Raw genomic sequence first — 23,812 nt, forward strand, 5'->3', positions numbered from 1 at the left:
CCGAACCACTGAAAATTTATCCAGCGTTTTTTGCGCCCGACCATTCATGATCAGCACCGAACTCAAAACCACGATCCAGGGCGCCTATTCGCGTTTTCTCGAAGCCAAGAGCCTCAAGCCGCGATATGGCCAGCGCCTGATGATTGCCGAAGTGGCAAAAGTCCTGGGTGACATCGACACCGACGACGAAGGCCGGCGCAGCGGCGAGCCTGCCGTTGTCGCGGTGGAGGCCGGCACCGGTACCGGCAAGACCGTGGCCTACAGCCTGGCGGCGATCCCCACCGCCAAGGCCGCCGGCAAACGCCTGGTGATCGCCACGGCCACCGTGGCCCTGCAGGAACAGATCGTCTATAAGGACCTGCCCGACCTGATGCGCAACAGCGGGCTGAACTTCAGTTTCGCGCTGGCCAAGGGTCGTGGGCGCTACATGTGCCTGTCCAAACTCGACATGCTGTTGCAGGAAGGCCACGCGCAGACCGCCACGGCCCAGTTGTTCGAGGAAGAAGGTTTCAGGATCGAGGTCGACGAGGCCAGCCAGAAGCTATTCACCAGCATGATCGAAAAGCTGGCCGGCAATAAGTGGGACGGCGACCGCGACAGCTGGTCCACGGCCCTGGAAGACGCCGACTGGTCGCGCCTGACCACCGACCACAGCCAATGCACCAATCGCCATTGCCCGAACTTCGGCCAGTGCGCTTTCTACAAGGCTCGCGAAGGCATGGGCAAGGTCGACGTGATCGTCACCAACCACGATATGGTCCTGGCCGACCTGGCCCTGGGCGGCGGCGCCGTGCTGCCGGACCCGCGCGACACGATCTATGTGTTCGACGAAGGTCATCACCTGCCGGACAAGGCCATCGGCCATTTCGCCCACTACACCCGGCTGCGCTCAACCGCCGACTGGCTGGAAACCACCGCCAAGAACCTCACCAAACTGCTCGCCCAGCATCCGTTGCCGGGCGACCTGGGCAAGTTCATCGAGCAGGTGCCGGAGCTGGCGCGGGAGATCAAGACTAACCAGCAGTTCATGTTCACCGCCTGCGAGCAGGTGGCCGACTTCAAGCCTGGCGAAGATGTCGAGGGCCGCGAGCGACCACGCCATCGGTTTGTCGGCGGGGTGATCCCCGAGCATATGCGCGAGATGGGCATCGAACTCAAGAAGGGCTTCGCGCGCCTGACCGACCTGTTCACGCGCCTGACCGATCTGCTCAAGGAAGGCATGGATGGCGAGGTCAATATCGGCATCGCCAGCAACCAGGCCGAGGAGTGGTATCCATTGTTCGGCAGCTTGCTGTCCCGCTCCCAGGGTAACTGGGAGCTGTGGACCGCGTTCACCACCGAAGACCCGGAAGACAATCCGCCGATGGCGCGTTGGCTGACGCTGGCCGAGAGCGGTTCGCTGTTTGACATCGAGGTCAATGCCAGCCCGATCCTGGCGGCGGACATGCTGCGGCGCAACCTGTGGAACGTCGCCTACGGCGCGCTGGTAACCTCCGCCACGCTGACTGCCCTGGGCACTTTCGAGCGTTTCCGCATGCGCGCCGGCCTGCCGAAAAAAGCCGTGACCGCCGTGGTCCCGAGCCCCTTCCACCATGCCGACGCCGGCGTGCTGCGGGTGCCGGACCTCAAGGCCGATCCGCGGGATGCTGCGGCTCACACTGCGGCGATCATTCGTGAGCTGCCTGCGCTGGTGGAAGGTTCGCGCGGCACCCTGGTGCTGTTTTCCTCGCGCAAACAGATGCAGGACGTCTTTGACGGCCTCGATCGTGACTGGCGCAAGCAGGTGTTCATCCAGGGCAACCTGTCGAAGCAGGAAACCTTGAACAAGCACAAGGCCCGGGTCGATGGCGGCGATTCCAGCGTGCTGTTCGGCCTGGCGAGTTTTGCCGAAGGCGTCGATTTGCCGGGGGCCTATTGCGAACACGTGGTGATCGCCAAGATTCCCTTCTCGGTGCCGGACGATCCGGTGGAAGCCGCCTTGGCCGAATGGATCGAGGCCCGTGGCGGCAATCCCTTCATGGAGATTTCCGTGCCGGATGCCTCGCTGAAGCTGGTCCAGGCCTGTGGCCGCTTGCTGCGTACCGAGGAAGATCGCGGCACCATCACCCTGCTCGATCGCCGGCTGGTGACCCAACGCTACGGCAAAGCGATCCTCAACGCGCTGCCGCCGTTTCGGCGGGAGATTTCCTAGCTTCAACAGGCGTAGGAGATTGATTGTGGCGAGGGGATTTATCCCCGCTGGGGCGCAACGCGGCCCTTAAAACCAGGCGCCTCGGTAAGCCTGGAAAATCGGGTTGCCTGTTTTGGGGGGCGCTCTGCGCCCCAGCGGGGATAAATCCCCTCGCCACAGATTCATTTGCTGCCTCAGTGGTGAAATCAACCAGCCGTCCAGACACGGTTCCCAAAAGCCCCAATCGCTGAAACAATGCCAGCCATTGACAAAAAAGCGTTTGTTCCAAGGGAGTTACGGGTGCAAATTCAAGGTCATTACGAGCTTCAGTTAGAGGCCGTGCGTGAAGCGTTCGCGGCGCTGTTCGACAATTCCCAGGAACGCGGCGCGGCGTTGTGCATTCAGGTGGGCGGCCGCACCGTCATCGACATCTGGGCCGGCACCGCCGACAAGGATGGTCATGAAGCCTGGCACAGCGACACCATCGCCAATCTGTTTTCCTGCACCAAGACATTCGCCGCCGTGACTGCCCTGCAACTGGTAGCCGAGGGCAAGCTGCAGCTCGATGCGCCGGTCGCTCGCTATTGGCCCGAGTTCGCGGCCGCCGGCAAGGAGTCCGTCACCCTGCGTCAATTGCTCTGCCATCAGGCCGGACTACCGGCGCTGAGAGAGTTGATGGCGCCTGAAGCACTTTATGACTGGCAGGCCATGACCGATGCCCTGGCGGCTGAAACGCCTTGGTGGACGCCTGGCGAAGGCCACGGTTATGCCGCGATCACGTACGGCTGGTTGATCGGCGAGTTGCTGCGCAGAGTCGATGGCCGAGGGCCGGGTGAGTCCATGGTGGCTCGGGTCGCCAGACCGCTGGGGCTGGATTTCCATGTCGGTTTGGCTGACGAAGAATTTCATCGCGTGGCGCATATCGCCCGTGGCAAAGGCAACGCCGGTGATGCGGCAGCACAGCGCCTGTTGCAGGTGACGATGCGTGAACCTTCGGCCATGACCACCCGGGCCTTCACCAACCCGCCATCGATCATGACCAGCACCAACAAACCCGAGTGGCGCCGCATGCAGCAACCGGCCGCCAACGGCCACGGCAATGCCAGGAGCATCGCCGGGTTCTACGCCGGCCTGCTCGACGGCAGCCTGCTGGAAGGTGAAATGCTCGACGAACTGACCCGCCAGCACAGCTTCGGCGAGGACAAGACTTTATTGACCCAGACCCGTTTCGGCCTGGGTTGCATGCTCGACCAGGCGGATGTGCCCAACGCGACCTACGGCCTCGGGCCGCGGGCGTTTGGTCACCCTGGGGCAGGGGGCTCCATCGGTTTTGCCGATCCCGAGCACGACGTTGCGTTCGGTTTCGTGACCAACACGTTGGGACCTTACGTCCTGATGGACCCGCGCGCGCAGAATCTCGCGCGGGTGCTTGCCACTTGTCTGTAAAAAGCGGTTGTCGGTAATGGGTACAGGAACCTCAGCTCCTTTGCGGTTTCCAAGCGACTGTTTATGCGGCCGGAACATGGCCTCTGTTTTTTCATCCTGATCATTTTTGTGGATATCCAATGTCATCGAATAAAACCCTCGCTCTGGCGCTGTGCTTCGCTATTACCGGTTGCGCACAAAACCCACAAAATGATGCCGAGGGCGGCGGTGGCTGGTGGCCGTTCGGCTCGTCCGACAAGGTTGCGAGCAAGGATGCGGCGACACCGGCTCCTTTGAAACCCGCCGCCGAGGCACCGCAGGCCAAGGCCGAGGGGGCCACGCACTGGTGGTGGCCATTCTCTTCGGATGAATCCGCCGCGGATGATGTCGCCAAAAAAGAACCGCTGAAACCTGAAGCCAAGGCGCCAGCCGTTGCCAAGGCCGAAGCCGAAAGCAACGGCAAATGGTGGTGGCCATTCGGCGGCAAGGAACAGGAGACCGCCAAGGCGGTGCCGATGCCCGACCCGAAAGTCACCCAGGCCTGGCTCGACGACTATGAGCCGAAGCTGCGTACGGCGATCAAGGACAGCAAGCTCGAACTCGAACGTCGCGATAACGTGCTGGTGGTTACCGCTCCCGCGGACGGTTCGTTCAACCCTGATCGTCCGGCCATGCTGCTGCCGGTGACACTCGGTCCGTTCACTCGCGTCGCCAAGATTCTTGAAGCCGATCCGAAAACCGCCGTGCTGATCCTGGGTCACGCCGATACGTCGGGCGCGGCGCCGGCCAACCTGAAGCTCAGCCAGGAACGTGCTCAATCGGTGGCGGCGATTTTCCGTCTCAGCGGTTTGCAGCGTGATCGCCTGATGCTGCGTGGCATGGGCTCGGTGGCTCCGCGTGCGGCCAACGACAGCGTTGAAGGCCGGGCCTTGAACCGTCGCGTCGAGTTGCTGGTTACGCCAGCGAACACCATGGTTGCACTGCTGAGCAAGTACAACATGCCAGCCCCTGCACCGGTGACCATGGTCGCTGCCCAGGACGTGAAACCCGCCGCACCGGCCCCGGTTCCAGCGACGAAAAAAGCTGCCGCTCCGGCTGCCAAGAAAGCAGCGGCCAAGAAGGCTCCGGCGAAGGCTGTGGCAAAGGCGCCCGCGAAGAAGACCCCAGCCAAGAAGGCTACGCCCGCGAAGAAGCCCGAGCCGGCCAAGGCCGCTGCCGACGGCAAGAAAGTCGCTGCCGCCGATACCGCCAAACAGTGATCGGCTGACCACAAGGAACGCGCCATGACCCAAACCCTGGCTGATATGCGCCGTGACTACACCCGCGATGGCCTGACCGAAGCGCAAGCCCCGGCCGAGCCGTTTGCGTTGTTTCATCAATGGTTTGCCGAGGCGGTGAAAACCGAACAGGCACCGGTGGAAGCCAATGCCATGACCCTGGCGACGGTGGACGCAGACGGCAGGCCTCACTGCCGGATCCTGCTGCTCAAGGGGCTCGATGCCGAGGGCTTCACGTTCTTCACCAACTACGACAGCGCCAAGGGCCAGCAACTGGCCGCGAATCCGTTCGCGGCCATGACGTTTTTCTGGCCGACTCTGGAGCGCCAGGTGCGCATCGAAGGCAAGGTCGTGAAGGTCACCCCGCAAGAGTCGGACGCTTATTACCAGGTACGGCCGCTGGGCAGCCGTCTCGGTGCCTGGGCCTCACCCCAGAGCCGAGTGATCGCCGGGCGGAATGAGCTGGAAGACTTGCTCAAGGCCACCGAGCAACGCTTCAGCGACAGCCAACCCCATTGCCCCGAGCATTGGGGCGGCTATCGCCTGTTGCCCGAACGCATCGAATTCTGGCAAGGCCGCCCGAGCCGCCTGCACGATCGCCTCAACTATCGCCTGCAAGGCGCGGACTGGATTCGCGAGCGTCTGGCGCCCTGACGTCGGAGTAACCTGCCGCAGCGGTCTGGAGCCAGTGCGGCAGGTCCCGACGCTTGATCCCTTGTTCGCGAGCGAGGGCCAATTGTCGCAGCATGTAGTCTCGCTTCCGTCCATCCTGCCCCGCCAACGACAAGGCCAGGTCGCGGTCCATCCAGCGTTTGATACGTACGTAAAGCCATCCGTGAAAGTACAGACCGGCGACGGTGGCGACGACTATGATGAAGTAATCCATGGAAAATCCCGGGGTCGATGACGCGAACTTTCGAAATTGGCGCTACTGTTGGGTGAATTTTTCGGGTGCGCCTGTATCCCACCTGAATGAAAACAATTTTTCCCCGGCAAGGCCGTGACAGGCATCAAGCCGGGGGAGTTTAATGGATCACTGTCTTTTGGAGTTTGATGCTATGCGCAAGTCTGTTTTGCTGGTTGCTTCCTTTTCCACGATGGCGATGTTACTGACAGGCTGCCAGTCAAGCCTGACCGGTGACTCCTATTCCCGTGACGAAGCGCGTCGCGTGCAGACGATTCGCATGGGCACCATCGAGTCCCTGCGCCCGGTCAAGATCGAAGGCACCAAGACCCCGATCGGCGGCGCAGCCGGTGCGGTGGTCGGTGGTGTTGGCGGCAGCGCTATCGGCGGTGGTCGTGGCAGCATCGTGGCAGCCGTGATCGGCGCCGTGGCCGGTGGCCTGATCGGCTCCGCCACTGAAGAAGGCCTGACCCGTACCCAGGGTGTAGAGATCACTGTACGTGAGGATGACGGCAGCATGCGTGCCTATGTTCAGCAGGTTCAGGAGAACGAAGTGTTCCGTGTAGGTGAGCGGGTGCGGATTTCGACTGTCGATGGTACGAGTCGCGTATCGCACTAAAGGCTATCGGTATGTATATCCGTTGCTGCGGTGATGGCTACCGGAGGTTCCGCTCTTACAGCGGGTCACTTTTGATGAGCGCAAAAGTATAAAACCGACCTGGTTTGATAGGTTCGCGTTTTCCCGGTAGGGGCGGGCTTGCTTGCGAAGGCGGTGTGTCAGCCAATGAATATATTGGCTGGGCTGGCCCCTTCGCGAGCAGGCTCGCTCCCACAGGGATTCCATCTCGCTCGCGAATTTACGTCTGTCAAAAATCCAATGTGGGAGCGAGCTTGCTCGCGATAGCGGTGGCTCAGCTACAGAGATGCTAAGCGCTTATTGCGCTGTTGCTGTTGCTGTTGCTCTGCTTTTGACTTTGATCTCGGCGCCCCGTTAACCACGCTGGCCGAACGCAGGCATTGCGCAGTGGGCATCCCGGCATGGATGCCGGGATAGCCGCGCTGGGCCAGGGACGGCCCTTCGCGGCGGGCCCACGGAGCAATGCCGGAGTGAGGGCACACCGAGCCCAGGCGAGGTGCCGAGTGGTGGGGCAAAAGCGCTTTGCTTACTTTCGCGCTCTTCGAAAGTGAGTCGCTGTAAAAGCGAAACCACAAGCAGCCGTCACCGCGGCAACGGATATACACACCATCACGAAGCCCCCACAGCAGACCTGCGACTAGCCATCGCCGTCACCCCATACCCAATCAGCGCCGCCAGGATCGACCCGGTGAGAATCCCCATCCGATCCATCCCCGCATACTCACTCACCTCCGGCACGAACGCCAGGGAGCCGACGAACAGGCTCATGGTAAAACCAATGCCACAAAGAATCGCCACACCCAGTATCTGCCCCCAATTGGCCCCGGCAGGCAGGCTGGCGATGCCGATTTTCACCGCCAGCCAGGTCAGGCTGAACACGCCGACAGTCTTGCCCAGCAACAGGCCGATTGCGATGCCCATCGGAACATGATGGGTAAAGCTCTCGACCGTGACGCCGCTCAGCGAAAGGCCAGCGTTGGCGAATGCGAACAGCGGCAAGATAATGTAGGCCACCCAAGGGTGCAGCGCATGCTCAAGCGTCAGCAGGGGGGAGGTTTCAGCGTTTCTCGTGCGCAGTGGGATGCAGAATGCCAGCGTCACCCCCGCCAGCGTGGCATGCACGCCGCTCTTGAGCACACAGACCCAGAGAATCAAGCCGACCACCATGTACGGCCCGAGCTTGACCACGCCCAGCCGGTTCATTGCCACCAGGGCTGCGATGCAGGCCGCGGCCAGCCCCAACGACAGGGTCGACAGCTCGCCGGAGTAGAACATCGCGATGATGACGATGGCGCCCAGGTCATCAATGATCGCCAGTGTCATCAGGAACAGCTTGAGCGACACCGGTACACGCTTGCCAAGCAAGGCCAGCACGCCGAGGGCAAAGGCAATATCGGTAGCCGTAGGAATCGCCCAGCCAGCGAGCGCGGCGGGGTTGTCGCGATTGAGAAACCAGTAGATCAGCGCCGGCACCAGCATGCCGCCGATTGCCGCGGCCCCCGGCAGGACGATCTGCGAAGGTTTCGACAGTTGCCCGTCGAGCACCTCGCGTTTGACCTCCAGGCCAATAAGCAGGAAGAACAGTGCCATCAGGCCGTCATTGATCCACAGCAACAAAGGCTTGGCGATCTTCAACGCACCGACCTGGACGACCACGGGCGTGTCCAGCAGGCCGCCATACAGCCAGGACAGCGGAGAGTTGTTGATGACCAGGGCCAGCACGGCGGCGGCAATCAAGAGCAGGCCGCTGGCAGCTTCCAGCTGGAAAAACCGCGTCAGTGAGTTACGTAGAGCCAAGGTTGCTCTCCATTCATCAAATCAAAAAGATGGCACACCCTAACCCGTACTGTTTGTTGTTAAAACAAAAGTTATATTCTTTTTTGTTATATGTCGTTACAGCGCCTGCGCCGGGCATTCTGGCAGTTGCCGGGCACATTGGACCTTAGCTGTACCTGTGCGGGATGTCGGTTTTTTCCTAAGCTGGTGTCTCGTATTTCCTGAACCAGATCGTGCCCACGGCCATCGGTCTGTCTGAAAGTCCTCCCGGTCCTGCGAGAAAACACCATGAACGATCCCCGCCAATGGGCGCGTGAAGCCATCCGTATCATCGAGGCGGATTTCCAACGCAGTGCCGATACGCATCTGATCCCATTGCCGCTGGCCGGACTGCCGGGCATTGAGTTGTATTTCAAGGATGAGTCCAGCCATCCCACGGGGAGCCTCAAGCACCGACTCGCCCGCTCGCTGTTCCTGTATGCGTTGTGCAATGGCTGGCTCAAGCCCGGAGCACCGGTGATCGAGGCCTCCAGCGGCTCGACGGCGATTTCCGAGGCGTATTTTGCGCGGTTGCTGGGCCTGCCTTTCATCGCGGTGATGCCTGCCACTACCTCCCGGGAAAAAATCGCCCAGATCGCCTTCTATGGCGGCCAGAGCCATCTGGTGGATGACCCTACGCAGATCTACGCCGAATCCGAACGCCTGGCCCGCGAGCATGACGGGCACTTCATCGACCAGTTCACCTACGCCGAGCGGGCCACGGACTGGCGGGCGAACAACAACATTGCCGAGTCGATTTTCCAGCAGATGCGCTTCGAGCGGCATCCGGAGCCCACCTGGCTGATCTCCAGCCCCGGCACGGGCGGTACAACGGCCACCTTGGGCCGCTACGTACGCTACCGCCAGCACAGTACCCGTGTGCTGTGTGCCGACGCCGAGCGTTCGGTATTTTTCGACTACTACCGCAGCGGTGATGCCAGCCTGCGCCTGGATTGCGGGTCGCGGATCGAAGGGATCGGCCGGCCACGGGTCGAAGCCTCGTTCCTGCCCAAGGTGATCGATGCGATGGTCAAGGTGCCGGACGCCCTGTCCCTCGCGGCCATGCACTACCTGGCCCAGCGACTGGGACGGCGGGTCGGCGGATCCAGCGGCACCAACTTGATCGGTGCGCTGATCGCCGCGAAGCGAATGGTGGAAGGCGGTGAGTCGGGGGCGATCGTGGCGATTCTGTGTGATGGCGGGGAGCGTTATGCCACGACTTATTATGATCCGGCGTGGCTCAAGGCCCAGGGGTATGAGTTGGAGCCATTGATCGATGCGGTGGCGGCATGCGCGGAGCGCGGGGAAGCGCTGCCTGAAACCGTGTTGCGGGCCAATATCTGACTGGAAAACTCCGGGAGCCCTGTGGGAGCGAGCCTGCTCGCAAAAGCGGATTAACATTCAACACAAATGCTGAATGATTCATCGCTTTCGCGAGCAGGCTCGCTCCTACAGGGAACAGATATCAGTCGTTCAAGCCAAGAATATCCCGCGCCACCGCTTCGGCGATCCGGATCCCGTCCACGCCCGCCGACAAGATCCCGCCGGCATAACCGGCACCTTCGCCAGCCGGGAACAGGCCTTTCACATTCAAGCTCTGCAGCGTTTCATTGCGGGTGATGCGCAGCGGCGATGAGGTGCGAGTCTCGATGCCGGTGAGCACCGCATCATGCAGCGAATAACCACGGATCTGTTTTTCGAACGCCGGCAGCGCTTCGCGGATGGCCTCGATGGCGAAATCCGGCAGGGCCAAGGCCAGGTCGCCCAGGGCAACCCCAGGTTTGTAGGACGGTTCGACGCTGCCCAGCGCCGTGGACGGCTTGCCGGCAATGAAATCACCCACCAGTTGCGCGGGGGCTTCATAGTTGCTGCCACCGAGCACGAAGGCGTGGGACTCCAGGCGTTCCTGCAACTCGATGCCCGCCAGCGGGCCACCCGGGTAATCCACTTCCGGCGTGATGCCGACGACGATGCCGGAGTTGGCGTTGCGCTCGTTGCGCGAGTATTGGCTCATGCCATTGGTGACGACGCGGTTCGGCTCGGAGGTCGCCGCCACCACGGTGCCGCCCGGGCACATGCAGAAGCTGTACACCGAGCGACCATTCTTCGCGTGGTGCACCAGTTTGTAGTCGGCGGCGCCGAGTTTCGGGTGGCCGGCGTACTTGCCCAGGCGTGCGCTGTCGATCAGCGATTGCGGGTGTTCGATACGGAAACCCACCGAGAACGGCTTGGCTTCCATGTATACGCCACGGCTGTGGAGCATGCGGAAGGTATCCCGGGCGCTATGGCCCAGGGCGAGGATCACGTGTTTCGAACGGATCTGCTCACCGCTGGCCAGCTCGACGCCAACCAGTTGGCCGTCCTCGATCAAAACGTCGGTAACTCGTTCGCCGAAGCGCACTTCACCGCCCAAGGCGCGAATCTGCTCACGCATGTTTTCGACGACGCCGGTCAGACGGAACGTACCGATGTGCGGCTTGCTGACATAGAGGATTTCTTCGGGGGCCCCGGCCTTGACGAACTCATGCAGGACCTTGCGCCCAAGGAATTTCGGATCCTTGATCTGGCTGTAGAGCTTGCCGTCGGAGAACGTCCCCGCGCCGCCTTCGCCGAACTGCACGTTGGACTCGGGGTTGAGCACGCTTTTACGCCACAGGCCCCAGGTGTCCTTGGTGCGCTGGCGTACTTCCGGGCCACGCTCGAGGATGATTGGCTTGAAACCCATCTGCGCGAGCAACATGGCGGCGAAGATGCCGCACGGCCCGAAGCCGACCACGATCGGCCGCTCGCTCAAATCCGCCGGTGCCTGGCCAACCACCTTGTAGCTGATGTCCGGCGCTTCGTTGACATTACGGTCATCGGCGAACTTGCGCAGCACACCGGCTTCATCGCGTACCGACAGGTCGATGGTGTAGATGAAGCACAGCTCGGAGGATTTCTTGCGGGCGTCGTAGCTGCGCTTGAACAGGGTGAAGTCGAGCAGGTCATCGCTGGCGATGCCCAGCCGCTGCACGATGGCAGGGCGCAAGTCTTCTTCGGGATGGTCGATCGGCAGCTTGAGTTCGGTGATTCGTAACATGACGGGGTCCGGTTCGCGGGGCGCACAACTGCGCCAAGGCGTTCTTCAAACCGGCGATTATAAGCCGCAATCCCGGTTTTCCGTGAGGCTAAAACCCGCCATGCGTCGAATCAGTCGTCGCGCGCGCCACCGAAGTAGGCGCAACCGCGCTGGACCTGACCGTTGACCCGCAACTCGGCGCTCATGTGCTGCACGCTGCCACTGGTGCTGTCGACGCAGCGTTGCGGCGTGACCCACAACTCGACCTTCTGGCCGTTGGCCTCGGTGCCGAGGTTGAAGCGGCCATCGCCCAACTGCTCCTCGACGTAAGGCACCGCCAGCGGCGGCTGGCCTTCGCGATCCAGGACCAGGCCCTTGCCGCTGGCCTTCAGCGTCCATTCAGGGGCATGCCCCGCTGCCCGCAGAATCACCCGCTTGAAGTCAATGTCGTCGCAAGCGGTCCCGGAGCGCTCCAGCCGATACAGCTGCTCGACGTCCAACTGGCTGTCGGTGCCGGCCGTCGCGCTGGAAACGATACGCCCGCGCAAATCGGCAAAGAGTTTACCGCGATCATCCGCCAGGGTGGCGGCTTGTTGCAGCACGCTGGTGCCGCCGGTGTCGTTGACGATGTAGCGGCGCTGTTCCTGGCACGGCTGGAACACCAGCTTGCCATCGGCCGCCGTGAGTTCGCCCTGGATGCGCGTCTGGCCGGCATGGGAGGCGCTCTGGCGCGGGGCGTCGAGCAACTGGCAGCCGGCGAAAAACGGAAGCAGGGTAATACACAACAGGGAACGGGCGGCACGCATCATTGGGTCTCCAGACAAGTGCCGCCACGTTACTCAGACTGATCCTTCATCACAAGGGGTCAGCCGACGTGAAAAGTCTGCCCGGTTTGCAGGCCTTCGACGCTCTTGGCGTAGGCCAATGCCACTTCAGCCGCGGGAACCGGCTTGTAGCCGCGGAAGTACGGCGCATATTTGTCCATCGCTTCCAGCAATACGTTCGGGCTTACCGAGTTGAGCCTGAGGCCCCGGGGCAGCTCGATTGCCGCAGCGCGTACAAAACTGTCGAGGGCGCCGTTCACCAGGGCCGCCGAGGCGCCGCTCTTGATCGGGTCGTGGCTGAGTACGCCGGTGGTGAGGGTAAAGGATGCGCCGTCATTGGCGAATTCGCGGCCGATCAACACCAGATTGACCTGGCCCATCAGCTTGTCTTTCAAACCGAGGGCGAAGCTTTCTTCGGTCATGTCGCCCAGCGGCGCGAAAGTGACGTTGCCCGCTGCACAAACCAAAGCATCGAAGCGGCCGGTTTTTTCGAACAGGGCGCGGATCGAGGCGCTGTCGCTGATATCCACTTGCACGTCACCGCTGTGGCGGCCGATACGAACGATTTCATGACGGGGCGACAACTCGTTATCGATGGCCGAACCGATGGTTCCGTTGGCGCCGATCAACAGGATTTTCATGGACTGATCCTCAAGGGGGTGGACGAGGTTGCAGTCTAGAGTGGATTTTCCTGGGGATAAGCGTGCTAATAGGAAACCTTTGGTTTTCATTTGGAAACAATCCAATGAGCGAGATCGATGATCTGGCAGCCTTTGCCGTGCTGGTCGAGGCCGGGAGTTTTACCCTGGCGGCGCAGCGGTTGGGATGCAGCAAGGGGCAGCTGTCCAAGCGCATCAGCCTGCTGGAGGAGCGGTTTTCAGTGATCCTGCTCCAGCGCACGACGCGACGCCTGAGCCTGACGGCGGCGGGCGCGGCGCTGTTACCCCAGGCCCAGGCCTTGTTGGTGCAGGTGGAAAGGGCGCGTCAGGCATTGGCCCGCTTGAAGGGCGATATTTCCGGGCCGGTGCGGATGACGGTGCCGGTTTCGTTGGGCGAAACCTTTTTCGAAGGCCTGCTGACGGAGTTCGCTCACGCCTACCCCGACGTGCAGATCGAGCTGGAGCTCAATAACGGTTACCGCGATTTATCGCGCGATGGGTTTGATCTGGCGATCCGTTCGGATGCGGCGATCGACGAGCGGTTGGTGGCTCGCCCGCTGCTGGCCTGGCATGAGCTGACTTGCGCCAGTCCGGCCTATCTGGAGCGCTTCGGTGAGCCCACGGTTCCCCAGGCCCTGGCGGAGCACAAATGCCTGCTCAACAGTCACTACAGCGGTCGTGAGGAGTGGTTGTACCACCAGCAACACGAGTTGCTGCGGGTGCGGGTGTCCGGTCCGTTTGCCAGCAACCATTACAGCCTGTTGAAAAAAGCCGCCCTGGCCGGCGCTGGAATCGCCCGTCTGCCGTCGTATCTGCTTGACCAGGAACTGGCCGACGGCCGCCTGCGCTGGTTGCTGCGCGACTTTCAGACCCGTCGCATGCCGATGTACCTGGTGCATCCCTATCAGGGCGGATTGCCCAAGCGTACGCAGGTGCTAGCCGATTATCTGATTGAATGGTTCAAGCGCAGCGGGGAGGCGTTGGATCGGTTGTAGTCGGTCCCTGTGGCGAGGGAGCTTGCTCCCGCTTGAGTGCGTAGCGCTCACAGATTTTTTGGGGCCGCTACACGGCCCAGCGGGAGCAAGCTCCCTCGCCACGGGGGCGTGCGCATCTAGATGAAAAAAAACGGCCCGAAGGCCGTTTTTTTATTCCGACAGACTCAACCGCCCAGGTACGCCTCGCGCACTTTCGGGTCGGTCAGCAGTGCTTCACCGGTGCCTTGCATCACCACGCGACCGTTTTCCAGCACGTACGCCCGGTCAGCGATCTTCAGCGCCTGGTTGGCATTCTGCTCCACCAGGAACACCGTCACGCCATCCTTGCGAAGTTGTTCGATGATGTCGAAGATCTGCTGGATGATGATCGGCGCCAGGCCCAGCGACGGCTCGTCGAGCAGCAACAGCTTGGGCTTGCTCATCAGGGCACGACCGATGGCGAGCATCTGCTGTTCGCCGCCGGACATGGTGCCGCCGCGCTGGGTAAAACGCTCTTTCAGGCGTGGGAAAAGGTGCAGCACCTTGTCCATCTGTTCCTGAAAGTCGCCCTTGTCGGTAAAAAAACCGCCCATGGCGAGGTTTTCTTCCACGGTCAGTCGGGCAAATACCCGACGGCCTTCAGGTACCACGGCGATGCTCTTGCGCATGATCTGCGCCGAGTCCTGGCCCACCAGCTCCTCACCCATGTAGCGGATGCTGCCGCTGTGGGCCTGCGGCGAACCGCAGAGTGTCATCAGCAGGGTGGACTTGCCGGCACCGTTGGCACCGATCAGCGTGACGATTTCGCCCTGGCGGACCTCGACGTTGACGCTGTGCAGCGCCTGGATCTTGCCGTAGAAGGTGGAAACGTTTTCGAACTGCAGCATTTACGCTTCCCCCAGGTAGGCTTTGATCACTTCAGGATTGTCGCGGATCTGTTCCGGCGTACCGTCGGCCAGGGGCGTGCCCTGGTTGATCACGACGATGTGGTCGGAAATGCTCATGACCAGCTTCATGTCGTGCTCGATCAGCAGCACGGTCACGTTGTGCTCCTCACGCAGCACGCCGATCAGCGCCTTGAGGTCTTCGGTTTCCTTGGGGTTGAGGCCGGCGGCCGGTTCGTCGAGCATGAGGATCCGCGGGCGGGTCATCATGCAGCGGGCGATTTCCAGGCGCCGTTGCTGACCGTAGGCCAGCGTCCCGGCGGTACGGTTGGCGAACTCGGTGAGGTTGACCTTGTCCAGCCAGTACTCGGCGTACTCCATGGCCTCGCGTTCGCTCTTGCGGAACGCCGGGGTCTTGAACAGGCCGGCAAAGAAGTTGGTGTTCAGGTGACGATGCTGGGCGATCAGCAGGTTCTCGACCGCCGTCATGTCCTTGAACAGCCGCACGTTCTGGAAGGTCCGCACCACGCCCTTGCGGGCAATGTGGTGACCGGGCAGGCCCTGGATCGGCTCGCCGTCCAGCAGGATGGTGCCGCCGGTAGGCTGGTAGAAACCGGTCAGGCAGTTGAACACCGTAGTCTTCCCCGCGCCGTTCGGCCCGATCAAGGCAACCACTTGTTTCTCTTTTACGGTCAGGGCCACGCCGTTGACCGCCAGCAAACCACCGAAGCGCATGCTCAGATTTTCGACTTTCAGGATCTCACGGCTCATTTGCGCAGCTCCATGTGCGGGCGTTGCATAGGCAGCAGACCTTGAGGACGCCAGATCATCATCAGCACCATCAAGGCGCCGAACATCAACATGCGGTATTCGCTGAATTCACGCATCATTTCGGGCAGCAGGATCATCACGATCGCCGCCAGGATCACACCCAACTGCGAGCCCATCCCGCCCAGCACGACGATGGCGAGGATGATCGCCGACTCGATGAAGGTGAAGGATTCGGGCGTCACCAGGCCTTGGCGAGCGGCGAAGAAGCTACCGGCGAAACCAGCGAACGCAGCACCCAGGGTAAAGGCCGACAGCTTGATCACGGTCGGGTTGAGACCCAGCGCACGGCAGGCGATTTCGTCTTCGCGCAAGGCTTCCCACGCACGGCCGATCGGCATGCGCAGCAGGCGGTTGATGACGAACAACGCGGCCAGGGCCAGCAGCAGGGCAACCAGGTAAAGGAAGATCACCTTGTTGATCGAATTGTATTGCAGACCGAAATACTCGTGGAAGGTCTGCAGGCCTTCGGCGGCTTTACGTTCGAAGGTCAGGCCGAAGAACGTCGGCTTCTCGATGTTGCTGATGCCGTTCGGGCCGCCGGTGATGTCGGTCAGGTTGCGCAGGAACAGGCGGATGATCTCGCCAAAACCCAGGGTCACGATCGCCAGGTAGTCACCGCGCAAGCGCAGGACCGGGAACCCCAGCAGGAAACCGAAGGTGGCGGCCATCATCCCGGCGATCGGCAGGCAGATCCAGAAGCTCAGGCCGAAGTAGTGCGACAGCAGCGCGTAGCTGTAGGCCCCGACGGCGTAGAAGCCGACATAACCCAGGTCCAGCAGCCCGGCCAGGCCCACGACGATGTTCAGGCCGAGGCCGAGCATCACGTAGATCAGGATCAGCGTGGCGATGTCGACCGCGCCGCGAGAGCCGAAGAACGGCCATACCAGGGCCACGACGATCAGGCCCAGCACGATCCAGCGCTGGGTCGACGGCAGGGTCAGGAAGTTGCTGGCCTTGGCCGGGATCACCGGCACGTCGGGCGACGCCTTCCACGCCGCACTGATCTGCGTGCTGAACAGCACCCGCAGGAACATCAGGACGGAACACACGGCGATGGTCGCCAGGATGGCCGGGCTGGTGCCGTGCACTTCCAGGTTGATACCAACGATGGTCAGTTTGAGACCGAGTACCGGGTAGGCCACGGCCCAGACCAGCAGGGCGCTGAAGAGCGCCGATTTGAGATGCCTAGTCATACTTTCTCAACCTCCGGACGGCCCAGGATGCCGGTCGGCCGGAATAACAGAACCAGAACCAACAAGCCGAACGCCACGACGTCCTTGTACTGGTCGCCGAAGATGTCGGCGCCAAAGGCTTCCGCCACGCCCAGCACCAATCCGCCGAGCATCGCGCCGGGGATGCTGCCGATGCCGCCGAGCACCGCGGCGGTAAAGGCTTTCAGGCCCACGAGGAAACCGGCGTTGGGGTTGATCACACCGTATTGCATGCTCAACAGCACCGCGGCGATGGCCGCCAGGGCCGCACCGATGACGAAGGTCAGGGCGATGATGTTGTTGGTGTTGATGCCCAGCAGGTTGGCCATCTTGATGTCCTCGGCGCAGGCGCGGCAGGCGCGGCCCAGGCGGGAACGGGAGATGAACAGCGTAAGGCCGAGCATGGCGACCAGGGTCACCACGAACACCACGATTTGCATGTAGGAAATCAGCACTTCATGTGCCCCGCCTGGCCCGATGGCGAAGTTGCCCGGAATCAGGTTGGGAATGGATTTGTCCTTGGAGTCTTGCGAAAGCAGTACCGTGTTCTGCAGGAAGATCGACATACCGATGGCGGAAATCAGCGGGATCAGACGGTTGCTGCCGCGCAGCGGGCGGTAGGCGATCCGTTCGATGCTGTAACCATAGGAACTGGTAACCACGATGCTCGCGATGAAAGCCGCGGTCATCAACAGCGGGACACTGTCGAGTCCCATCATGGCCAGCCCGGCGATGGCGATGAACGCCACGTAGGAGCCGATCATGTACACCTCGCCGTGGGCGAAGTTGATCATTCCAATGATGCCGTAGACCATCGTATAGCCGATGGCGATCAGGGCATACGTGCTGCCAACGGTCAGGCCGTTAACCAGCTGCTGGAAGAAGTGATAGATGTCAGGCATTACAGCGCTCCTAAAAACCTGATACGCATTTCACTGGTGGAGTCATTTTCCCGCCCGGGCCCCGTGGATCTGCATCCACTTCGAACTCGAGGTTTGCCAGCGAACCGCTGATGACGGTTTTGAGATTTTCAGGTGGGGAGACTGGCGGATCACGCCAGCGCGGCCCAATACATTTAAAACAAAGCCCACGGCACGCCGTGGGCTTTATTGGCAGTCAGTCAGGCCAGGCCTTACTGAGGCGAAGCTTCGGTTTTAGGTTTGCCGAAATGCCACTCGTAAACCACGAACTTGAAGTCTTTCAGGTCGCCGTTCTTGTCGAAGCTCAAGTCACCGGTAGGTGTCTTGAAGGTGCCGGCGTGGATGGCTTCAGCCACTTTGCCTGCGTCTTCGCTCTTGGCAGCCTTGATCGCGTCGGCGATCACGGTCACTGCGGAGTAGGACGGGAATACGAACGGACCGCTCGGGTCTTCTTTCTTGGCCTTGAACGCGTCAGCCAGGGCGACGTTGGCCGGATCCTGGTCGAACGATTTCGGCAGGGTCACCAGCAGGCCTTCGGAGGATTCCTTGGCGATTTGCGAGATCGAGTCGTTACCCACGCCTTCCGGACCCATGAACTTGGCCTTCAGGCCTTTTTCCTGGGATTGACGCAGGATCAGGCCCAGCTCCGGGTGGTAGCCGCCGTAGTAGACGAAGTCGACGTTGGCTTGCTTGAGCTTGGCGATCATCGAGGAGAAGTCTTTGTCGCCGGCGTTCACGCCTTCGAAGACGGCCACTTTCACGCCTTTGCCTTCGAGGGTTTTCTTCACGGCGCTGGCGATGCCTTCACCGTACTGCTGCTTGTCGTGCAGGACCGCAACGATTTTCGGCTTGACTTGGTCGGCGATGTAGTTGCCCGCTGCCGGACCTTGGGCGCTGTCCAGGCCGATGGTGCGGAAGATCATCTTGTAGCCGCGCGTGGTGATGTCCGGGCTGGTGGCAGCCGGGGTGATCATGATCACGCCTTCGTCTTCGTAGATGTCCGAAGCCGGCTGGGTGGAGCTGGAGCACAGGTGGCCGACCACGAACTTGATGCCGTCGTTGACGACCTTGTTCGCGACCGCGACCGCTTGTTTCGGATCACAGGCGTCATCGTATTCAACGGCTTCGAGTTGCTTGCCGTCGACGCCGCCCTTGGCGTTGATCTGTTCGATGGCCATTTTTGCGCCACTGAACTGCATGTCGCCGTATTGGGCTACAGGGCCGGTTTTCGGGCCGGCGATGCCGATCTTGATGGTGTCGGCGGCGAACGAATGGCTGGCAACCCCGGCCAGAACCATAGCGGCAAACAGTTTGGAAATCTGCTTAGTAGCCTTAGTCATAGTGCTCCACTCATGCTGTTGTAGTTTTTATAGTCCTGGCGCCGTAGCAGCAGAACCGGGTCAGATATCTTGGATACCCACGCGGAAAATGCCCCTGGCAACTGTACCGGTACAGTGTAGAGCGCCGATTGTTGGCAAGGGAAGCTGGCGCTTGGGGGCAAAACCTGGGGGTGTCGCTTTATTGAAAGAAAAAGACAGATTGGCGGCGGGGTTGGTCCGGTCAAATCGGCAATCCTTGGCTTTCCTGCGCTTTTCAATCGGTGCTGCAATTGCAACCGGGTTTTTCTGCCAGACCACCGACGTTATCATTCGCGCCGATTTCTTTTCCGGACAGCTCCCATGAATCAAGAACCTAGCACCCTCTATGCCAAATTGCTCGGTGAAACCGCATCCATTACCTGGAAGGAGCTGGAACCGTTCTTTGCCAAGGGTGCCCTATTGTGGGTCGATCCGGCACTGGATCTGATCGCCGCAGCCGAGGCCATTGCCGAGGACGAAGGTACCAAAGTCGCCGCCTGGCTGGCCGGCGGGCAGCTCGCCAAGCTGTCTGAATCGCGGGCGCTGGATTTTCTCGAGCGTGATCCGCTGCTGTGGGCCGTGGTGGTTTCGCCGTGGATAATGATCCAGGAAAGGGCGTCGAATTGATCGATGCACCAAGTTGGTCCGTGTTTTGACATCTCGCAAAGTGTGTAGGTGAGTAGCGTGATGACAACCTGCCGTGGCGAAACGCCACAGGGCAGGGTGACGTATACGTAACGGGAACAGTTTTTGGTGCGGCCGGTGGGCTGCCTAATTGTTTCTGGATGTTGTTCAGGTGTTGGATTCAAGACTGCCATCGCGAGCAAGCTCGCTCCCACAAGGGATCAGTGTTCACAAATCCTGTGGGAGCGAGCTTGCTCGCGATTGAGGCGACTCGGTCCCAGCGCCAGCTCAATAACTCTTGCCCGTATGGTTATTTAGCGAAATAACCTTGGTCTTGCCAATCCGGTGACGGTAGATCTCACGCAGATACTTGATGGACTTCTTCACGCAGTCCCGGGACAGCCGGATGTCGTTGATCGAGACAAATTTTTCCTTGTCGCTGATCAGCTCGCGATATTTCTTCTCGTACATCGGCTTGATCGCGTACCAGTTGGTGTCGAGGATCTTCGCCGGGTTCTCGAATTCATTGAGCAGCTCGTCGATGCGTGCTTCGTCGAATTCTTCATTGATGATGAAGTCCAGGATCGAGTTGTCCAGGGTCTCGTCGAAACGATACGGCGTGCGCGCGAAGCAACGCTTGATAAACGCCACGATCAGGGTCAGGAAGTCATCCGACAGGCACGGGCTCTTGGCGATCAGGGTAGTCAGCGACAAGTTGGCCGAGGCGCCGATCACCAGCGCATAGCGCTTGAGCGTGGTGTTCGGGAACAGGCTGTTGAGGTGGGTCTTGAGCCGGTTCAGGTCCATGTAGGACAGCTTGTAGTCCTTGGGCAGCGAGACGATCGACACCACCGACGAGCAGTTCTTGAAGAAGTGCAGGTCGTGCAGGGCGGCGGCGTCGTAGCCGGAGTTCTTGTATTGCTCCAGCGAGGCCCGGTAACGCTTGGACTCGATCGGCAACAGGCTGATGCCTTCGATGGCCTGGGTGACCTTGTTGAAGTGCGGCAGGTCGATGGAGCGGAAGAACAGGTCGTCGATGTTCAGGCGTGGCGGCTCTTTTTCGAACACCTTGAACTTGTCGCCGCTCGGCGCCGGGGTTTCCGGAACAACGGATTCAGCGTAGGCAATCGCCACCGGGCCGGCCAGGCTCATGAACAGGTCGTTGGCGTCCAGGCGGATGGTTTCGCCGATGTCGATGCCGGCGCGCCGGAAGTAGTTCTGGTCGTAATCGGTGGTCACGGCCTGGGCCGTGAGGATGTTGAAGATCTGCTGGGAAATGTACTGGTTGGCGTGCTTTTCCATGGCATTGACGTCAATGTTCTGGATGTTGCCGTCATCGCTTTCTTCGGCGTAGCGCATGATGTCGTTGGAGATCAGCATCATCGCGTTCCATGGCCGGATACGGCCCATGACGCTGGCTTCGCTGCTGTCTTCGTTGGCGAAGTTGTACGAAAAATCCCATTCTTCCGAGAGGTATTTGCACAGCAGGCGTCCGGCGTTGATGTGCAGCGCCTCGGACATTTCACTGCGGTGATCGGAAATGTTCGGCAGCACGCAGATGCCGCTGGTGAAAATCGGTTCGAAGACGAAGGAATGACCGCTCTTGCTGTCGTGTTCGTCCATCGGCTTGGTGTCGAACGTCTTGTTCATGTACGAGTACTGCTGGGCTAGGCCGAACTCCGAAGCCATGCCCGAACCGGTACCGCCGCCGGCGCTGAAGATCGAGAAATACAGGCGCGACTGGTTGGCCTTGATGCCGCAGCTATCTATCAGGTACGAGTGGATCATTTTCCAGTCGGGGCTGGAGAAGCGCTGGGTGTCCTTGTTCAGGATGATCTTCGCCAGGTACTGGCCGAGGATCGGCGCGTTACCGGCACCACCGGCGTGGACTTCGGAGAGGTCCATGATTTTCATCTTGCTGTAGTCGCGCAAGAACCCGCTTTTTTCGCCCTTGCGGGAAAAACGGATACGCCCGGCGATGTCTTTGTCCAGGTCGCCGAGCATGACCAGCGGTTCCACCAGGAACACCGGTTTGCTCGCCTTGCTGGTGCCCAGGCGCAGGTTGCGCATCCACTGGGCGGGGCGATAGCCCTTGTCACCGTAGTGCTTGTCTTCGGCGTTGAATTCGTTGAGGTAGAACTTGCGCGCGTTGTAGACCAGTTCCGCTACGTCCAGGGCGATGTTGGAGCCGCAGCGCCCGAGGCCGATCAGGCACACCGAGGGGAATTCCTGCTGGCCACGTTCGCTCTCGTCATCCACCAGGTGGCGGCGGGCGCGGGAATACGGCATCACGCAGGCCATCGAGGTTGTCGAGGATGCGGTCGGTGTTGGTCTCGGTGAAATACAGGTATTGCTGGGTCGCCAGGGATCGCGAGCTGCTCGACAGCGCCGAGGCGTCCGCGCCGTTGGCGGCCGGGCTCAGGGTCAGATCGGAAACCGCAGTGGCTGTTTTTTTGGAGGTCATTGTGCGCCGTATGCCTGACTGGTCGGTTCGACGATCTGGTCATCGAACCATCGCGGATGGGAGCTCGCGTCTTTTGATCGCGCGAAGGTCGGCCCAAGCGTTCCAGGCCATGCCGTGGCGCCGCTCGGGAGAATCTTTTTCCTGATTATCTGGATCGGCATCTGTAGGACGATCTTTAATCGCGAAGGGGCAAAATGATGGCATTTCCTACAGAAAAATGACCGTCGTCACGAATGCGCCATTCACCATGGTCGGGTATCAGCCGCGCGAATGATTGAAGACAGCGCGCACGCTGCTGTCTAGATTGCAGGCTCCGGGCTCGGATGCCTCGCCCAACAATAAGAAGAGACGGACCCATGCAGAACTCGACCCAAGCGGCGAATGCCTGGCGCATTCTGTTCCTGCTGTTCCTGGCCAACCTGTTCAACTTTTTCGACCGCACCATCCCGGCGATCATCATCGAGCCGATCCGCATGGAGTGGAGCCTCAGCGACTTCCAGATCGGCATCATCGGTACCGCCTTCACCATCGTCTATGCCATCGCGGGCCTGCCATTGGGACGCATGGCCGATACTGGCTCGCGCAGCAAACTGATGGGCTGGGGCCTGGCGACCTGGAGCGGGCTGACGGCGGTAAACGGCCTGGTGGGCAGTTTCTGGGCGTTCCTGGTGGTGCGCATGGGCGTGGGCATCGGTGAAGCCAGTTATGCGCCGGCGGCCAACTCGTTGATCGGCGATCTGTTCCCGGCGCACCGTCGGGCTCGGGCGATGGGCATTTTCATGCTGGGACTGCCGCTGGGCCTGCTGCTGGCGTTTTTCACCATTGGCGCGATGGTCAAGGCGTTCGACAGCTGGCGCGCGCCGTTCTTTATTGCGGCGGTGCCGGGCCTGGTGCTGGCGGTGTTCATGTTTTTCATCAAGGAACCCAAGCGCGGCGCGGCGGAAACCGTGGCGGTGTCCCAGGAAAAGGTCGACAAGCCGATTCGCCGGGTGCTGGCGATTCCGACCTTTCTCTGGCTGATCCTGGCGGGGCTGTGCTTCAACTTCGCCACCTATGCCTGCAACTCCTTCCTGGTGCCGATGCTGCAGCGCTATTTCGGGATGCCGCTGCACGAGGCGGCCGTGGCGACCGGGATCATGGTCGGTGTGACCGGGTTGTTCGGGTTGACCCTTGGCGGCTGGGTGGCCGACAAGATTCACCAGCGCGTGCCCAATGGCCGGTTGTTGTTCGCGGCGTTCAGCCTGGCGATTTCCACGGTCACTACCGCTTGGGCCCTGCATGCCGGGCGCATCGAAATCGGCATCTTTGTCGCCGTGTTCAGCGTCGGCTGGCTGTTTGCCTATAACTTCTACACCTGCGTCTACACCGCTATCCAGGACGTGGTTGAGCCGCGCCTGAGGGCCACGGCGATGGCGTTGTATTTTGCCGGGCTGTATCTTCTCGGCGGTGGCCTGGGGCCGGTGGTGGTCGGCGGCTTGTCGGATTACTTCGCCCGCACGGCCATGGCGGCCGCAGGCGCCCCACAGATGACCGAAGCGTTCAAGGCGATCGGCCTGCATGACGCGATGTACCTGATCCCGGTGGCGCTGCTGTTGACCATGGTGTTCCTGTTCCTGGCCTCTCGCTGCTTCGTGCGCGATGCCAAGCGGATGAAGGAAGGGATGAGCGCAGTGGTGGTGCCTGAAGGTGTCGTGGGGGCGGCCTAACGGGATTTTGTGGCGAGGGAGCTTGCTCCCGCTGGGCCGCGAAGCGGCCCCAGAATTTCCCCTGTTCACTC

20 protein-coding genes and 1 pseudogene are annotated in these 23,812 nt (G+C 61.1%); 9 read left to right on the forward strand and 12 right to left on the reverse strand.

Annotated elements, in window-relative coordinates; genetic code table 11:
- The first annotated feature begins 46 nt into the window (after positions 1-46).
- The 4 genes from dinG to pdxH all read left to right on the forward strand — a co-directional run bounded on the left by dinG (position 47) and on the right by pdxH (position 5,526).
- Positions 47-2,191 (forward strand): ATP-dependent DNA helicase DinG, encoded by a 2,145-nt coding sequence (gene dinG / locus PSH78_RS06450; RefSeq protein WP_305499220.1) that lies wholly within the window; start codon positions 47-49, stop codon positions 2,189-2,191.
- Positions 2,192-2,470: 279 nt separating this feature from the next.
- Positions 2,471-3,616, forward strand: coding sequence for a serine hydrolase domain-containing protein (locus tag PSH78_RS06455; protein WP_305499221.1), 1,146 nt, complete (start codon positions 2,471-2,473; stop codon positions 3,614-3,616).
- Between the two features lie 119 nt (positions 3,617-3,735).
- On the forward strand, positions 3,736-4,854 hold the full coding sequence (locus PSH78_RS06460; protein WP_305499223.1) for an OmpA family protein: 1,119 nt from the start codon (positions 3,736-3,738) through the stop codon (positions 4,852-4,854).
- Positions 4,855-4,878: 24 nt separating this feature from the next.
- A complete protein-coding gene (pdxH, locus tag PSH78_RS06465) occupies positions 4,879-5,526 on the forward strand; it encodes a pyridoxamine 5'-phosphate oxidase (protein ID WP_305499225.1) in 648 nt (215 codons plus the stop codon).
- Here the strand turns inward: pdxH and PSH78_RS06470 are convergent.
- The gene (locus tag PSH78_RS06470; protein WP_305499226.1) at positions 5,474-5,758 is read right to left on the reverse strand and encodes a hypothetical protein; all 285 of its coding nucleotides are present in this window, start codon (positions 5,756-5,758) and stop codon (positions 5,474-5,476) included. The genes pdxH and PSH78_RS06470 overlap by 53 nt on opposite strands.
- A gap of 172 nt (positions 5,759-5,930) precedes the next feature.
- Between PSH78_RS06470 and PSH78_RS06475 the strand changes: the two genes are divergently transcribed.
- Positions 5,931-6,395, forward strand: a complete 465-nt coding sequence (locus PSH78_RS06475; protein WP_003184697.1) for a glycine zipper 2TM domain-containing protein — start codon at positions 5,931-5,933, stop codon at positions 6,393-6,395.
- A 627-nt stretch (positions 6,396-7,022) separates the two neighbouring features.
- Here PSH78_RS06475 and nhaA read toward each other — a convergent pair.
- Positions 7,023-8,210 carry a Na+/H+ antiporter NhaA gene (gene nhaA, locus PSH78_RS06480; RefSeq protein WP_305499228.1) on the reverse strand — a complete coding sequence of 396 codons (1,188 nt, stop codon included), beginning with the start codon at positions 8,208-8,210 and terminating at the stop codon, positions 7,023-7,025.
- A gap of 267 nt (positions 8,211-8,477) precedes the next feature.
- Here nhaA and PSH78_RS06485 point away from each other — a divergent pair, with 267 nt between their 5' ends.
- Complete coding sequence (locus PSH78_RS06485) at positions 8,478-9,572, forward strand: PLP-dependent cysteine synthase family protein (protein ID WP_305499230.1); 1,095 nt, start codon at positions 8,478-8,480, stop codon at positions 9,570-9,572.
- Between the two features lie 121 nt (positions 9,573-9,693).
- Here PSH78_RS06485 and PSH78_RS06490 read toward each other — a convergent pair whose 3' ends face one another.
- The 3 genes from PSH78_RS06490 to PSH78_RS06500 all read right to left on the reverse strand — a co-directional run bounded on the left by PSH78_RS06490 (position 9,694) and on the right by PSH78_RS06500 (position 12,751).
- Entirely contained in the window at positions 9,694-11,307 is a 1,614-nt protein-coding gene (locus PSH78_RS06490; RefSeq protein WP_305499231.1) for an NAD(P)/FAD-dependent oxidoreductase, read from the reverse strand.
- Positions 11,308-11,417: 110 nt separating this feature from the next.
- Positions 11,418-12,092 carry a COG3650 family protein gene (locus tag PSH78_RS06495; protein WP_305501190.1) on the reverse strand — a complete coding sequence of 225 codons (675 nt, stop codon included), beginning with the start codon at positions 12,090-12,092 and terminating at the stop codon, positions 11,418-11,420.
- Positions 12,093-12,151: 59 nt separating this feature from the next.
- Positions 12,152-12,751: a short chain dehydrogenase gene (locus PSH78_RS06500; protein ID WP_305499232.1), complete on the reverse strand. Its 600-nt coding sequence runs from the start codon at positions 12,749-12,751 to the stop codon at positions 12,152-12,154.
- A 104-nt stretch (positions 12,752-12,855) separates the two neighbouring features.
- On the opposite strand from PSH78_RS06500, the gene PSH78_RS06505 reads away from it, so the two are divergent.
- Entirely contained in the window at positions 12,856-13,764 is a 909-nt protein-coding gene (locus PSH78_RS06505; protein ID WP_305499234.1) for a LysR family transcriptional regulator, read from the forward strand.
- A 164-nt stretch (positions 13,765-13,928) separates the two neighbouring features.
- On the opposite strand, the gene PSH78_RS06510 is transcribed toward PSH78_RS06505, so the two are convergent.
- From PSH78_RS06510 to PSH78_RS06535, 6 genes are all read right to left on the reverse strand, one after another.
- Positions 13,929-14,630: an ABC transporter ATP-binding protein gene (locus tag PSH78_RS06510; RefSeq protein ID WP_186613630.1), complete on the reverse strand. Its 702-nt coding sequence runs from the start codon at positions 14,628-14,630 to the stop codon at positions 13,929-13,931.
- On the reverse strand, positions 14,631-15,398 hold the full coding sequence (livG, locus tag PSH78_RS06515) for a high-affinity branched-chain amino acid ABC transporter ATP-binding protein LivG (protein ID WP_060738896.1): 768 nt from the start codon (positions 15,396-15,398) through the stop codon (positions 14,631-14,633). It lies immediately after the preceding gene.
- Positions 15,395-16,651: a high-affinity branched-chain amino acid ABC transporter permease LivM gene (locus PSH78_RS06520; protein ID WP_305499236.1), complete on the reverse strand. Its 1,257-nt coding sequence runs from the start codon at positions 16,649-16,651 to the stop codon at positions 15,395-15,397. The genes livG and PSH78_RS06520 overlap by 4 nt, the downstream gene beginning before the upstream one ends.
- Positions 16,648-17,571: a high-affinity branched-chain amino acid ABC transporter permease LivH gene (gene livH, locus PSH78_RS06525; RefSeq protein ID WP_014336891.1), complete on the reverse strand. Its 924-nt coding sequence runs from the start codon at positions 17,569-17,571 to the stop codon at positions 16,648-16,650. The genes PSH78_RS06520 and livH overlap by 4 nt, the downstream gene beginning before the upstream one ends.
- Positions 17,572-17,801: 230 nt before the next feature.
- Positions 17,802-18,929: a branched-chain amino acid ABC transporter substrate-binding protein gene (locus PSH78_RS06530; RefSeq protein ID WP_305499237.1), complete on the reverse strand. Its 1,128-nt coding sequence runs from the start codon at positions 18,927-18,929 to the stop codon at positions 17,802-17,804.
- Between the two features lie 60 nt (positions 18,930-18,989).
- Positions 18,990-19,238 (reverse strand): hypothetical protein, encoded by a 249-nt coding sequence (locus PSH78_RS06535; RefSeq protein ID WP_305499238.1) that lies wholly within the window; start codon positions 19,236-19,238, stop codon positions 18,990-18,992.
- Positions 19,239-19,268: 30 nt separating this feature from the next.
- On the opposite strand from PSH78_RS06535, the gene PSH78_RS06540 reads away from it, so the two are divergent.
- The gene (locus PSH78_RS06540; protein WP_305499239.1) at positions 19,269-19,574 is read left to right on the forward strand and encodes a DUF2288 domain-containing protein; all 306 of its coding nucleotides are present in this window, start codon (positions 19,269-19,271) and stop codon (positions 19,572-19,574) included.
- 285 nt (positions 19,575-19,859) lie between these two features.
- Here the strand turns inward: PSH78_RS06540 and PSH78_RS06545 are convergent.
- A pseudogene (locus PSH78_RS06545) lies at positions 19,860-22,035 on the reverse strand (hypothetical protein).
- 356 nt (positions 22,036-22,391) lie between these two features.
- Here PSH78_RS06545 and PSH78_RS06550 point away from each other — a divergent pair.
- Positions 22,392-23,741: an MFS transporter gene (locus PSH78_RS06550; RefSeq protein ID WP_305499240.1), complete on the forward strand. Its 1,350-nt coding sequence runs from the start codon at positions 22,392-22,394 to the stop codon at positions 23,739-23,741.
- The last annotated feature ends 71 nt before the right edge of the window (positions 23,742-23,812 follow it).

Source organism: Pseudomonas sp. FP198, from assembly GCF_030687895.1.
In the GTDB taxonomy this organism is placed as follows: Bacteria; Pseudomonadota; Gammaproteobacteria; order Pseudomonadales; family Pseudomonadaceae; genus Aquipseudomonas.

Coding starts and splice junctions, on each gene's coding strand:
- dinG (WP_305499220.1), top strand. CDS start 47: ATGATCAGCACCGAACTCAAAACCACGATCCAGGGCGCCTATTCGCGT.
- PSH78_RS06460 (WP_305499223.1), top strand. CDS start 3,736: ATGTCATCGAATAAAACCCTCGCTCTGGCGCTGTGCTTCGCTATTACC.
- pdxH (WP_305499225.1), top strand. CDS start 4,879: ATGACCCAAACCCTGGCTGATATGCGCCGTGACTACACCCGCGATGGC.
- PSH78_RS06470 (WP_305499226.1), bottom strand. CDS start 5,758: ATGGATTACTTCATCATAGTCGTCGCCACCGTCGCCGGTCTGTACTTT.
- PSH78_RS06475 (WP_003184697.1), top strand. CDS start 5,931: ATGCGCAAGTCTGTTTTGCTGGTTGCTTCCTTTTCCACGATGGCGATG.
- PSH78_RS06485 (WP_305499230.1), top strand. CDS start 8,478: ATGAACGATCCCCGCCAATGGGCGCGTGAAGCCATCCGTATCATCGAG.
- PSH78_RS06490 (WP_305499231.1), bottom strand. CDS start 11,307: ATGTTACGAATCACCGAACTCAAGCTGCCGATCGACCATCCCGAAGAA.
- PSH78_RS06495 (WP_305501190.1), bottom strand. CDS start 12,092: ATGCGTGCCGCCCGTTCCCTGTTGTGTATTACCCTGCTTCCGTTTTTC.
- PSH78_RS06500 (WP_305499232.1), bottom strand. CDS start 12,751: ATGAAAATCCTGTTGATCGGCGCCAACGGAACCATCGGTTCGGCCATC.
- PSH78_RS06505 (WP_305499234.1), top strand. CDS start 12,856: ATGAGCGAGATCGATGATCTGGCAGCCTTTGCCGTGCTGGTCGAGGCC.
- PSH78_RS06510 (WP_186613630.1), bottom strand. CDS start 14,630: ATGCTGCAGTTCGAAAACGTTTCCACCTTCTACGGCAAGATCCAGGCG.
- livG (WP_060738896.1), bottom strand. CDS start 15,398: ATGAGCCGTGAGATCCTGAAAGTCGAAAATCTGAGCATGCGCTTCGGT.
- PSH78_RS06520 (WP_305499236.1), bottom strand. CDS start 16,651: ATGACTAGGCATCTCAAATCGGCGCTCTTCAGCGCCCTGCTGGTCTGG.
- livH (WP_014336891.1), bottom strand. CDS start 17,571: ATGCCTGACATCTATCACTTCTTCCAGCAGCTGGTTAACGGCCTGACC.
- PSH78_RS06530 (WP_305499237.1), bottom strand. CDS start 18,929: ATGACTAAGGCTACTAAGCAGATTTCCAAACTGTTTGCCGCTATGGTT.
- PSH78_RS06535 (WP_305499238.1), bottom strand. CDS start 19,238: ATGATAACGTCGGTGGTCTGGCAGAAAAACCCGGTTGCAATTGCAGCA.
- PSH78_RS06540 (WP_305499239.1), top strand. CDS start 19,269: ATGAATCAAGAACCTAGCACCCTCTATGCCAAATTGCTCGGTGAAACC.
- PSH78_RS06550 (WP_305499240.1), top strand. CDS start 22,392: ATGCAGAACTCGACCCAAGCGGCGAATGCCTGGCGCATTCTGTTCCTG.